14 protein-coding genes and 1 tRNA gene are annotated in these 12,178 nt (G+C 33.4%); 7 read left to right on the top strand and 8 right to left on the bottom strand.

The window, feature by feature from the left end:
- Positions 1–14: 14 nt before the first annotated feature.
- Positions 15–461, top strand: coding sequence for a large conductance mechanosensitive channel protein MscL (gene mscL, locus ACVCXO_RS08630; RefSeq protein WP_452229184.1), 447 nt, complete (start codon positions 15–17; stop codon positions 459–461).
- On the opposite strand, the gene ACVCXO_RS08625 is transcribed toward mscL, so the two are convergent.
- Positions 458–838 (bottom strand): hypothetical protein, encoded by a 381-nt coding sequence (locus ACVCXO_RS08625; protein WP_452229183.1) that lies wholly within the window; start codon positions 836–838, stop codon positions 458–460. The genes mscL and ACVCXO_RS08625 overlap by 4 nt on opposite strands.
- Positions 839–1,051: 213 nt before the next feature.
- Positions 1,052–1,621 carry a pseudouridine synthase gene (locus ACVCXO_RS08620; protein WP_452229199.1) on the bottom strand — a complete coding sequence of 190 codons (570 nt, stop codon included), beginning with the start codon at positions 1,619–1,621 and terminating at the stop codon, positions 1,052–1,054.
- 254 nt (positions 1,622–1,875) lie between these two features.
- On the opposite strand from ACVCXO_RS08620, the gene ACVCXO_RS08615 reads away from it, so the two are divergent.
- The 6 genes from ACVCXO_RS08615 to ACVCXO_RS08590 all read left to right on the top strand — a co-directional run bounded on the left by ACVCXO_RS08615 (position 1,876) and on the right by ACVCXO_RS08590 (position 6,259).
- Positions 1,876–2,031 (top strand): hypothetical protein, encoded by a 156-nt coding sequence (locus tag ACVCXO_RS08615; protein ID WP_452229182.1) that lies wholly within the window; start codon positions 1,876–1,878, stop codon positions 2,029–2,031.
- 100 nt (positions 2,032–2,131) lie between these two features.
- A complete protein-coding gene (locus ACVCXO_RS08610) occupies positions 2,132–3,289 on the top strand; it encodes a trans-sulfuration enzyme family protein (protein WP_452229181.1) in 1,158 nt (385 codons plus the stop codon).
- Positions 3,282–4,172, top strand: coding sequence for a 23S rRNA (adenine(1618)-N(6))-methyltransferase RlmF (gene rlmF, locus ACVCXO_RS08605; protein WP_452229180.1), 891 nt, complete (start codon positions 3,282–3,284; stop codon positions 4,170–4,172). The genes ACVCXO_RS08610 and rlmF overlap by 8 nt, the downstream gene beginning before the upstream one ends.
- Positions 4,173–4,361: 189 nt before the next feature.
- The gene (gene bshB1 / locus ACVCXO_RS08600; protein WP_452229179.1) at positions 4,362–5,078 is read left to right on the top strand and encodes a bacillithiol biosynthesis deacetylase BshB1; all 717 of its coding nucleotides are present in this window, start codon (positions 4,362–4,364) and stop codon (positions 5,076–5,078) included.
- A gap of 541 nt (positions 5,079–5,619) precedes the next feature.
- A tRNA-His gene (locus ACVCXO_RS08595) sits at positions 5,620–5,695 on the top strand.
- A gap of 84 nt (positions 5,696–5,779) precedes the next feature.
- Positions 5,780–6,259: a hypothetical protein gene (locus tag ACVCXO_RS08590; protein WP_452229178.1), complete on the top strand. Its 480-nt coding sequence runs from the start codon at positions 5,780–5,782 to the stop codon at positions 6,257–6,259.
- A 142-nt stretch (positions 6,260–6,401) separates the two neighbouring features.
- Here the strand turns inward: ACVCXO_RS08590 and ACVCXO_RS08585 are convergent, their stop codons facing one another.
- From ACVCXO_RS08585 to ACVCXO_RS08560, 6 genes are all read right to left on the bottom strand, one after another.
- Positions 6,402–7,952, bottom strand: coding sequence for a M28 family peptidase (locus ACVCXO_RS08585; protein ID WP_452229177.1), 1,551 nt, complete (start codon positions 7,950–7,952; stop codon positions 6,402–6,404).
- A 131-nt stretch (positions 7,953–8,083) separates the two neighbouring features.
- Entirely contained in the window at positions 8,084–9,121 is a 1,038-nt protein-coding gene (locus ACVCXO_RS08580) for a M28 family metallopeptidase (RefSeq protein WP_452229176.1), read from the bottom strand.
- A gap of 49 nt (positions 9,122–9,170) precedes the next feature.
- A complete protein-coding gene (locus ACVCXO_RS08575; protein WP_452229175.1) occupies positions 9,171–9,500 on the bottom strand; it encodes an FUSC family protein in 330 nt (109 codons plus the stop codon).
- A gap of 7 nt (positions 9,501–9,507) precedes the next feature.
- Positions 9,508–10,293 (bottom strand): DUF3108 domain-containing protein, encoded by a 786-nt coding sequence (locus tag ACVCXO_RS08570; RefSeq protein ID WP_452229174.1) that lies wholly within the window; start codon positions 10,291–10,293, stop codon positions 9,508–9,510.
- A gap of 136 nt (positions 10,294–10,429) precedes the next feature.
- The gene (locus ACVCXO_RS08565) at positions 10,430–11,647 is read right to left on the bottom strand and encodes a bifunctional alpha/beta hydrolase/OsmC family protein (protein WP_452229173.1); all 1,218 of its coding nucleotides are present in this window, start codon (positions 11,645–11,647) and stop codon (positions 10,430–10,432) included.
- Between the two features lie 11 nt (positions 11,648–11,658).
- Complete coding sequence (locus tag ACVCXO_RS08560; RefSeq protein WP_452229172.1) at positions 11,659–12,162, bottom strand: peptide-methionine (S)-S-oxide reductase; 504 nt, start codon at positions 12,160–12,162, stop codon at positions 11,659–11,661.
- Positions 12,163–12,178: the final 16 nt, after the last annotated feature.

Genomic DNA, 12,178 nt, shown 5'->3' with positions numbered 1-12,178 from the left:
ATAAAATATTCCAGATGAAATTTTTAAAAGAGTTTAAAGAGTTTGCCGTAAAAGGCAATATGATGGATATGGCAATCGGTATTATTATTGGAGCATCTTTTAATAAAGTAATAGATGTGCTAGTAAAGAAGGTGATGATGCCGCCTTTGTCTTTAATGACAGATGGTTTAAACTTTCAAGATAAAAAGTATATCCTTCGGGATGCAGTAGTCAATAGTGAAGGCGTGATTACAACCAATGAGGTTGCCATGGAATATGGGACTTTCTTTGAAGTCTCTCTAGATTTTATAATCGTTGGAGTAACCGTGTTTTTAGTGGTAAAGGCGATGAATCGATTGCGCACAAAAGCGCACGACGAAAAAGACACAACAGTGGCTACTCCCAAAGATATTGAGCTTTTAGCAAAGCTCACCGATTTAATGGAGGAACAAAATAAATTACTAAAAGCTACTAAAAATTAAGGTAATTTAATAGGCTCTTTGTCTAGATTAAGATCGTCAAGCATATCTTGTGTAAACTTGTAATGACCACGACGTGTGATTACTTTAAATCTATCGTCTTTCATTCTCGTTAAAACATCTAAAAAGCGCCATTTAGATTTTAAAAGAGTAGGTTCTTCACTTTTTAAACCAATTTCAAAATAGTGTTTTCTTCCTGCTTTTTCGGCTACAATATCTGGCGTTATTATAGTATCCGTACCTTGACTTTTTTTGGTGTAAGACTTTGGAGTTTCATAACCTTCTACATCTGCTTGAATGTTATCAAAGCCTTTGTTTTCTAGGTATAAGATGCTTTCTTTTAAAAAATCTAAATTTACGTGTTTGTCTGCTGTTGTCATAACGTGCAAGATACAAAAAAATAATAAAAGAAACCCAATCTGTAAAATAATTAACAAAATATAATTCGCTGATATGCAGATGGTTAAAATTTTATTTTTAACCAAAAAAGGTAGTGATTTAATTGGGGATAGGGCTTAAAACTTTAATATTTAGAGGTCTATGTGCTAATTTTAAAATATTATTATTTTTAGTTAAATGGAAGAAAAGCAGCTTTAAAAGTTGTTTACTTCTTCTATTTCTCCAGCTTTTACTTTTAATAATACATCTCCAATTCGTATTCTTACCAAACGTAAAGTTGGGTAGCCAACTGCGGCGGTCATTTTACGTACTTGTCTAAATTTACCTTCCGTTAGTGTTATAGAAACCCAAGACATTGGTCCGTGTCTTGCATCTCGAACTTTTCTATCTGCTAAAGGAAAAGCATCTACTGTAGATATGCTTTTCACTTTACAAGGTTTCGTGGTATATTTTGCACCATGTATTCCAATTTCAACACCTTCTTGTAATTGTTTTATAGCTTCCCTAGTAATTATTCCATCCACTTGTGCGTAATATTCTTTTTCTACTTTAGCGCTTCGTATGGTTTCACTAACTTTTCCGTTAGTAGTTAAAAGTAGTAAGCCTTCCGAGTTTTCATCCAATCTGCCAATGGCCATTGTTCCTTCAGGGAAATCATATAATTCGCCTAACAAACGTTTGTTCTTCCGCTTATTTTGATTGTTTATTAACTGACTTAAATAACCATAAGGTTTGTGAAGTATAAAATGCTGATGTTTGGTGATTGCACTCAAATTAATGTAGTTTTCTTGTAGTAGCAATGTACTTACTTTATTTATAATGCTTAGATGTTTATTGCATAAAATAAAAGTTTATTGAAATGTGGGGAGCAAAAGGGTTTATTAAAAGCAAAAAATATTTTACATTTACATATGCCAAAACCTAAAGGATAAGGCAGAGCGTTAAGAAAGCCTCTAGTAGAGGCTTTTAGCGAATGAGCCAGCTGGCGCGAAGGAGAATTGCGTTAAAAAATATAAATATGCCTAAACCAAAAGGACAAAAAAACACAAAGAACAAGAAAAAGCACTCCAAGCTTATCGCTAGAAAAGTGAATAAGCAAAAAGCAGAAAAAGTGTTACGTAAAGAGCGTCTTAAAGAAATAGTGAAACGTGCTAAAGGAGAAGCGGAAGATTAAGCCGATTTGTACATTACACGATTCTTACTAAGGACTTTCTTTTAACCAACGGTTTGCCACAATTTTTCCATAACTTTATAGCATAAAAAGCACTGCAATTATGGAAAATAATAAACTAGGTATCAATACCGTTTGTACACATGTTGGCGAAACACCAGATACGCAATTTAAAGGAGCGGTTTCTCCAATGTTTTTATCTTCATCCTATGAGTTTATGGATGTGGATGTTAAGCGATATCCGAGATATTTCAATACCCCAAATCAAGAATATCTAACTAAAAAAATTGCAACTTTAGAGCATGCAGAAGCTGCAATGATTTTTGGTTCTGGAATGGCAGCTATTAGCACTGTTTTGTTAGCTTTCTTAAAAGCGGGAGATCATGTGGTGGTGCAAAATGATATTTATGGAGGAACACGAAATTTGATCGAAAAGCATTTTGAGGATTATAACATAGCATTCACTTTTACGAAAGATTTGAAAATTCCTTCCTTTAAAGATTGTATACAGTCAAACACCAAACTTATTTATATTGAAACACCTTCTAATCCGCTTTTAAAATTAGTAGATATGGAAGCTGTAGCGACTTTGGCAAAATCGGAAAATATTTTGTCTGTAATAGATAATACGTTTGCTAGTCCTATTTTACAAAACCCAGTAGATTTTGGAATAGACATTGTTTTGCATAGCGCAACCAAATATTTTGGAGGCCATAGTGATATTTGTGCCGGAGCTGTTGCAGCAACGCAAGTACATATAGATAGTATCTGGAGAACAGGAATTGCCCTTGGTGGAAGTCTGAGTGATTTTACTGTTTGGATGCTAGAACGAAGTATGAAAACCTTAGCCATTCGTGTAAAAGCACAACAACGCAATGCAAGAAAATTAGCCAAGTTTTTAGAGGCACATAAAGCGATTGAAAAAGTATATTATCCTGGTTTGAAAAGTCATGAAAATCATGAGATAGCAAAAAAACAAATGAAAGGTTTTGGAGCAATGCTTTCTTTCGAATTAAAAAAAGAAATAGATGCAGAAGCATTTTTAAAAGCACTTAAACTTATAAAGCCTTCTATGAGTTTAGCAGGAGTAGAAAGTACGATGTTACTTCCCGCAAAAACGTCACATTCCTTATTAACTGCCGAAGCTAGAAAAGAACAAGGAATAAAAGATGGATTGATTCGTTTTTCGGTAGGAATAGAGTCGAAAAAAGATTTGATTAATGATATGGAACAAGCTATAAAACAAATTACGAATGCATAAAAAGAACAAACATATAAAAGGGTACGATTTTGAAACACTTTTGAAGGAGTTTCCTAACTTAGAACCTTTTGTTTTCACAAATACCCACGGAACGCAAACGATAGATTTTGCAAATCCGGAAGCAGTAAAAACACTTAATAAAGCATTACTAAAAACGTATTACAATATTGATTATTGGCAATTTGCAGATGCGCATTTATGTCCGCCAATTCCTGGTCGTGTGGATTATATTCATCATTTAGCAGCGTTGTTAAAACCTTATAATTTTAAAAATGAAATACAAGCTTTAGATATTGGTACAGGCGCGACTTGTATTTATCCTTTACTTGGTTTTTCGGAATACCAATGGCATTTTGTAGGAACAGATGTAGAAAACGCTTCCTTGAAAAATGCACAAACTATAGTCGATAAAAATAAATTGAATGCTAATATTACTTTGCGTTTGCAAAAGGAAAAGGCACATGTATTAAATGGAATATTAAATCCTAAAGATGCTTTTATGGTTAGTATGTGTAATCCTCCTTTTTATAAAGACGAAGAAGAGGCGCTTGAAGCGACACAACGTAAGTTAAAAGGTTTAGGGAATGAAGGGAAACAAGCCGTTAGAAATTTTAGCGGAACCGCAAGCGAGCTTTGGTTTACTGGTGGCGAAAAAGCCTTTTTACACACCTATTTATATGAAAGCTCTTTACATAAAAATAATTGCTTTTGGTTTACAAGTTTGGTTTCCAATAAAGCTTTAGTGAAGTCTATGCAGAAATCACTGAAGAAGTTAGGAGCAACGGAAGTAAAGGTAATTAATATGCAGCTTGGTAATAAAATAAGTAGAGTAGTAGCTTGGACCTTTTTAACTAAAGAGGAACAAAGTAAGTGGTTGGTATAGATTTGTCATTCTGACTAAAATGGAGGAATCTTTAAGTAGATTTCTCGATAAGCTTGAAAGACGATGCAGTTATTCGTAAACAAATTTTTGAATTGCGACTAATACCCAAATAATATAATTAATTGTAATTTTGTAATAGTTTAAAATAAGGCGATTTCCGATTTCTCGCAAATAAAAAATAAATTTTCAATGAAACTAGATATATTAGCTTTTGGTGCACATCCAGATGATGTAGAATTAGGTTGTGGTGGTACTATAGCAAAAGAAATAAAAAACGGAAAAACGGTTGGTATCATAGATTTAACGCGAGGCGAATTAGGTACTCGTGGTACAGCAGTAACTAGAAAAGAAGAAGCTGCAAATGCTGCTAAAATTTTAGGCGTAACGGTACGTGAAAATCTAGGTTTTGCGGATGGTTTTTTTGTAAACGACAAGCAACACCAATTAGAAATAATTAAGATGATTCGTAAATATCAACCAGAAATTATTCTCTGTAATGCTATTGACGATAGGCATATTGATCACGGAAAAGGAAGTCAATTAGTTAGTGATGCTTGCTTTTTAAGCGGATTGATAAAGATTGAAACCAAAGTAGAAGGAAGCCTGCAAGCACAGTGGAGGCCAAAGCAAGTATACCATTATATACAATGGAAAAATATCGAGCCAGATTTGGTAGTAGATGTTTCCGGATTTGTAGATATTAAAATGGAATCTGTTCTGGCATATAGAACACAGTTTTTTGATGCCAATAGTAAAGAGCCTGAAACGCCTATTTCGAGTAGGAATTTTACAGATAGTGTAGATTATAGAGCTAGAGACCTAGGAAGATTGATTGGAGTAACACATGCAGAAGGCTTTACCACAGAGCGTTATGCCGCTGTAGATAGTTTGTTTGATTTAAAGTAATAGTAATCTTGCGTTTAGTTTTGAAATCCTATTCGTAAACAAGTAATGAATTGCGCTACTTAGTTTTAAATTAAGAATACATTTAAATACTTTTTTTCTTTTAAGAAAAGGAGTTGGAAAGGATATAAAAAAGGATGTGTTTTGTGAAAATGACTTCCCATTTTATGAGAAGGCTCGAATTTCTTTAAAACGGCATCCATTATCTGTAACTAAAGATAGGAGCAAGTTGTAACGCTATTGTGCTAACAACGAAGCTATAAACTAAAGTTTACTGTGGGTATGAATTCTGTTTTTTAAGGAAAGAAAAATAAGTTTATTTTTTTGTAATAATTTTGCAAAAAAATCTTTGCAGTAATTACTAAATGATTTACATTTGCACTCGCATTCTTAAAGAATGTTTATGGTGGTTCTACACTTGTTAGTTGGAACGTCCTTTTGGAAAACTTTTAAAGTTTGAAAATAAAATGGTTGCTTATTAACCCTTGTTGGTTAGAGCGTTCCTTTAGAGAAACTTTTTTAAAGTTTTAAAATAAAACAACATGGTGATTGTAGCTCAGTTGGTTAGAGCATCGGTTTGTGGTACCGAGGGTCGCGGGTTCGAATCCCGTCTTTCACCCAAAAGCAAAAGCTTCTCTTTTTTAAGAGAAGCTTTTTTTGTATATATAGATTGCTATTTTATAAACTATTAAAATTCTTATACCATGAAGAAAACAACGATACTCTTAGTGCTAACGCTCATGATCGCTTCCTTTTGTAATGCGCAAGAAATGGCATTTAAAAGACATTCCTTTACGGGATATACATTTTATGAGGATGGAAATAAATTAGCACTTAATGCCTTAATTGAAAAGGTAGAATCGAATGCCGAAGTTTTGCATTTAGTAAGAAGTGCGAAGTCTAAAAGTATTTTTGCTTCGGTAATTAGTTTTTCTGGAGGTGCTTTAATTGGATGGCCAATTGGTGATGCTATTAGTGGTGGTGATCCTAATTGGGTACTTGCAGGAATAGGAGCAGGATTGGTTATTGTTGCCATTCCTCTTGGATCTAGTGCTAATAAAGATGCTAAGAAAGCGGTGGCGTTATATAATGCGACTTTAAATGCGACGTCTTTTAAAACGTTTAAACCAGAATATGAAATTATAGCGAATGGCACCGGAATTGGTTTGGCTATGCGTTTTTAGTTTCTATAAAATAGCGTAAAAAAAAAGGAGATATAAAATAAAATTTTATATCTCCTTTTTTGCGTTAGCGATGGAACGGTTTGTTTGAGCTCCTCGTAGAGAGCGAGTAGTGAGAGCGCGACCCTTGGGTAACGCCCAAATACTAATTCGCTTTATCTACTGTTATTCTGTTTTCGCGATTTGCTAGTTCCCAAGCGGTATAGAAAATTAAACGCGTTCTGTTTTCTAATAAATCGTATTCTATTTTATCTGGTGTATCCGTTGGTTTGTGATAATCGGCATGTGTACCATTGAAATAAAAGATTACAGGTATGTTGTTTTTTGCAAAATTGTAATGGTCACTTCTGTAATAAAAACGGTTAGGATCATTGTCGTCATTAAAGGTGTAATCCAAATCTATGTTACAATATTTAGTGTTCATTGCTTCGGAAATGTCATGCAATTCGGTACTTAATTTATCGCTTCCAATTAGGTAAAGATAGTTTCTATTGGTTTTTTCACGTTTAGGATCTGTACGACCAATCATGTCTATATTTAAATCGGCAACGGTATTTGCTAATGGAAAAATTGGGTCTTGATCTGCGTAATATCTAGAACCTAATAATCCTTTTTCTTCTCCTGTAACGTGTAAAAATACGATAGAACGTTTTGGACCTTGCCCATTTTTCACGGCATTTTGAAATGCTTCTGCAATTTCTAACATAGCCACAGTACCAGAACCATCGTCATCTGCGCCATTGTATATTTCACCGTCTTTGATCCCTTCGTGATCTAAATGTGCGGATACTATTATATATTCTTCTGGTTTTTCACTTCCTTTAATGATTGCTACTACATTTTCGGATTGAAATTGGGAAACATCATTTTTAAAGTTTATATCCACTGATTTTGCTAATGTTTGTGTCTTTTCTGCCGTTTCTATATCGCTATATATTGCTTTAGCTAAATTGGTGTTTATTATAAAATAGTAAAAATCATCTTTTTTATCTACTAAGTCCATTCTTCCTCGAGAACTACCATAACGTCTGACTGCAAAATCAAAATTATCTGGGTTGTAAAACAGAACTGCTTTTGCTCCTTTGTTTTTTGCTACATCTCTTTTTGCTGCAAATTCTTGTCTGGTGTTAGACCATTTTGAAGAAGCGTCTGTACCAGAAATAGTATAGTTACCATCTGCGTTTTTAGGTTCGCCAGCTTTTATAAGTACTACTTTACCTTTAACGTCTAAGTCTTTGTAATTCGTGTAGTTTTCGTCATCGATACCATAACTTACAAATACAATGTGGTCTGCTTGAATGGTACCATCTGGACTAGAAGTTACAGAAACAAAATCCTCTAAAGCTGTGTAGGATGTGCCGTTTATTGCTAGTGCTACATTTGGTGTTTTCATTGTTTGTAATGGTACTTCTTGAAAGTAATCATTGTTTGGTAATGCCGAAGGAATACCTAAGCTTACATAATGATTTTTTAAATATTCGACTGCTTTCTTTTGTCCTGGTGCTCCTGTGTTTCTACCTTCAAATTCATCGGAAGCATAGGTGTAAAGCGCTTCTTTTAGCTCTGCGGAAGTGATACTATTTGCATAGGTTGTAACATCTACCGCTTTCGTGCTATTGGTAGCTGTTTTGTTTTGTGAGGTTCCACAGGAAATAAGTATCGTGGATATACCAAAAATGAAGAACATTTTTTTCATAAGATTTTGTTTTAGTAAAATGAGTTGGTTTTGATGTCTACTATTATAGATAGTAATCTACTATATTACGAAAAAGCGAAATAATAGCGGAAATAATCAAAAAGGTTTATTAAAATTTTAACAAGTAGAATTTAAAAATCGGTATTCATCAATAGTCTATTTTCTTGATTGGCAAGTTGCCAAGCAGTAGCGAAAATAAGTTTGGTTCTTTTTTCAAGAAGGGAGTAATTTATTTTATCTGGTGTATCTGTTGGTTTGTGATAGTCATCGTGCTCGCCGTTAAAATAAAAAATCACAGGAATATTATGTTTTGCAAAGTTATAATGATCGCTTCTGTAGTAGTATCTATTACTATCCTCTTCTTCATTATATTTATATTCTAAATGTAAGTTAGTGAGGTTCTTGTTTGCTTTTTGGTTTACATAATGTAGTTCCTTGCTTAGTCTGTCTGCACCAATAATATATATGTAATTCGGATTTTCTTTGTGGAATTTATCTACTCTTCCTATCATATCAATGTTAAGATTCGCAATGGTGTTTTCTAACTTAAATACTGGGTTTTTTGTGTAGAAAAGGGATCCTTGCAGTCCGATTTCTTCGGCTGTAAGATGTAAAAAGAGGATACTTCTTTTTGGCTTAAAGCCATGTTGTTCTGCTTTTTTAAATGCTTGCGCAATTTCTAACATCGCTACAGAACCAGAGCCATTATCGTCTGCTCCAAAATATATTTCTTCGTTTTCTGTTCCTAAATGGTCTAGATGCCCGGAGATAATAAGTACTTCTTCTGGTTTTTCACTTCCTTTAATATATGCTAATACGTTTTCGGATGCGTTTATACCTTCTGGTAAAAAATCTTTAGGTATAATTTGAAAATAAGTGCTATCCGAAATTGGAGATGCTATGCCTTGCTTTTTATAAAAAGTTACTAGAAAATTTGCTGCTTTTTTTTGACCTTCTTCTCCTATTGCCCGACCTTGAAAGTCGTTAGAAGCAAATTGGTGAAGATTTTCTTTTAATTCTTCAGCAGTAATTGTAGCAGCATATTTCTTTACTAAATCACCATCTACGATGTCTATACTTTCTTTTAAACTTTCAATTTTTGTAGCATATTTTTTTTCCGCACAAGATCCAATAAGTATAAAAGCAGAAAGTAGAAAGTACATCTTCATAAATCATCCATTTTTTTGAGCATCAAATATATACAAAATTAGATAATGATTATTCCGATATGTCGATACCTTCTAATTCTTCTATTGCATTGTCTTCTGCTTCTTGCACACGTACATCTAATGCTTCAGTATTACCAACTTCGGTTTCATTAAAAATTGCTTTGTAGGTAGAAAGTGATAAAGATACTAAAGTTAGTAAAAATATTAACTGCACGGGTTTTCTAGACTCGTTTTCCTTTTTAGATAAATAAAAGGCTATGATACCAAATAGTAAAGCTGCTATTGCTGGAATAAAAGCCATATTGAATAAAGGTAAAGAAGATAGAATAATTGCAATTATAGCTGCAATAATACCTAGAATTATAAATAATTTTCTCATAATATGTTTAGTTTTTTAAACCTGTTGCAGATTTTATTTTAAGTTCTCCGTTACCAACAGCAACTTTAAATTTTGCGTATACCGGGATTTTGTTTTCGTCTGCAGTTAGCCAAAGAATGTTAGCGTTGTTTCCTTTTAAAACATCACTACCATTAATGCTAATCGCTAGTTTGTAACATTCTTTTTTACCAATATTAGTGTTAATCGTTTCTTTTCCTAAAAGGGTAAAAGAAATTATTGTTTCTTCATTATCAAATAAGACCTTAAAAGAATCGGACGCTCCAACAGTTGCTTTGTGAATATCTAAATTTCTAATGTGGTAAATGGTGGTTACTAAATCTTTGGTTCCAGATTTAATTTTTACCACTTCATTTCTATCCCAAAACCCAGAATCGAAATTCTTGCTTTTTTGTCTTCTTAAACTTTTAACGGTATTTGTTTTGTGGTTAAAGTTGTACTTCACAAATTTATAATGTCCGCCTTCATCAATATCTCTTTGGTATAAATAAGGCGTAAGTGTTTTTGGGTTTACATAACTTTCGTAAATATCACGAATTTTAAAAAAATTATCCCATTTGCTATATGTTGTTGCTGTGCATTTAAGACGTAACAAAGTAGCGGTAGACGTTTTAACCTCGCTAGTTTCCATTCTAATCTCTGCAAGGTCTGTTAGCAACCCAGACATATTATAGGATGCTGTGAAGCTTAATTTTTCACCAGCTTGAAACGCATTGTTTTGTGCAAATGCAGATGCGCTTATGGTTAGCAAAAGGAGTACGATTATTCTTTTCATAAATTCTAAAAATTTTTCAAATATACAAGTTTGTAGCATTAATTATGCCGAAGCTAATATGTTAACAACATTTTGTTGCTTTTATTTTAAAACAATTATTTAAAGTTTTTACGAAGCGCTTATCTATTCCTTTTCTTTAAACTAATTCGGTATCTATTAAAACGTTACTTTGTAATGTTCTATGCACCGGACATTTTGAAGCTATTTCCTTTAATCGTTGTTTTTGTTTATCGTCTAAATCTCCAATAAACTTCAGCTTCTTTTGTAAATGGTCAAAGCGTGTTGGTTTATCCACTTCTATCCTTAAATCATCACTATGTTTTTTAGAATAGGTAATATAAACAAAAACCTCTTGCAAATCCCATTGTTTCCTTTCGGCATATAATTTTAATGTCATTACAGTACATGCAGCCAAACCAGCACTTAAAAAATCATAAGGCGATGGTCCAAAATCATCACCACCAGCAGCTATTGGTTCATCTGCTATCATGCTATGATTTTTTGTTTGAATGGTGGTTGTAAAGTTATCTTCTAAAAGATTTAAATGCCCAACCAATTGTTCTCCTTTGGTTTCTAGCATTTCATTTTCTACAGGTTCAAAATAACGTTGTGACCAAGTACCAATCATATTTCCGGCATAGACACTATCTTTTGAATTGCTTAATAAATGATCGGCGCCATCTAATGTTATAAAACTTTTAGGATGATGTGCATTATGATAAATTTCTTCCGCATTTTTAATTCCTACAATAGTATCTGTTGGAGAATGCATAACGAGTATTGGTTTGCGTAAGTTTTTTACAATCGTAGGCAAATCTGTTTTGTTAAAATCTTCAATAAAGTCCTGATTAATTTTAAAAGGTCTACCACCAATATTTACTTGGGCTTCTCCTTTTTCTTTTACTTCACTAATGCCGTGAGAAAATAAATGCGTCACATGATCTACCGAAGAAGGAGCGCCAATAGTTGCAATTGCTTTTACCGTTTCTAGTTTTGCTGCAGCAGTGATTACAGCAGCACCACCAAGAGAATGGCCGACTAATAGGGAAGGAGCTTGGTAATGCAATTTCATATAATCACTTACCGCAATTAAATCGTCAACATTGGCAGAAAAATGACTGTCAGCAAATTCCCCTTCACTTTTTCCTAATCCGGTAAAATCAAAACGTAGTACGCCAAAACCATGCGTAGTTAAGGCACGACTAATATTTTTTACAGCGCTTAAGGTACTACTGCAGGTAAAGCAATGTGCGAAAATTGCGTAATAATGTGGTTTCTGATTTGCCGGTAATTCCAGATGTGCTTGTAAAGCTTGTCCGTTTTTATTTTCTATTTTTAGTTTTGTGCTTTTCATATAAATTAGATTTATGGAGTAACAGGATATGCTTGTTTTTTAATAAGTTCCGAATACTTTTTAGAAAGGATTTCTAATTTCGGATGTATAAATTGTTTGCAAAACGGCTTTTCAGGATTTTTAATATAGTAATTCTGAATCGCTTCACGCGAAGCTTTAAATGCCGAAAAAGGCAATACTTGTGTGATTAATGGATTATCGAATGCCGATTGAAAACCTTCTAGTAATTGTAATGCTTCCTCTTTTTGTGCTTCGGAAAACGTATAGATTGCCGAACGGTATTTCTCTCGCATCGAATGATTGCTCGTGCTTTTATGCGTTATTAAATGTACTTCTGTTAAAATTTTTAAAGGGATTTCTTCCGGATTAAAATGCACAATAACCGCTTCCGAAAAACTCGTATTGGCTTCTGTGGAAGCTACAAAACCTTGTTCCACTTTTTCTACACCTTTTAAAGACTGAAAAACAGCTTCGGTACACCAATGACAACCTCCTCCAAATGCTATTTTAATCATAAAAAGTTACTTGTTT

Source organism: Lacinutrix sp. MEBiC02404, assembly GCF_053601575.1.
Note: the sequence above shows the minus strand (reverse complement) of the source record. Positions and strands in the feature narration are given on the sequence as shown.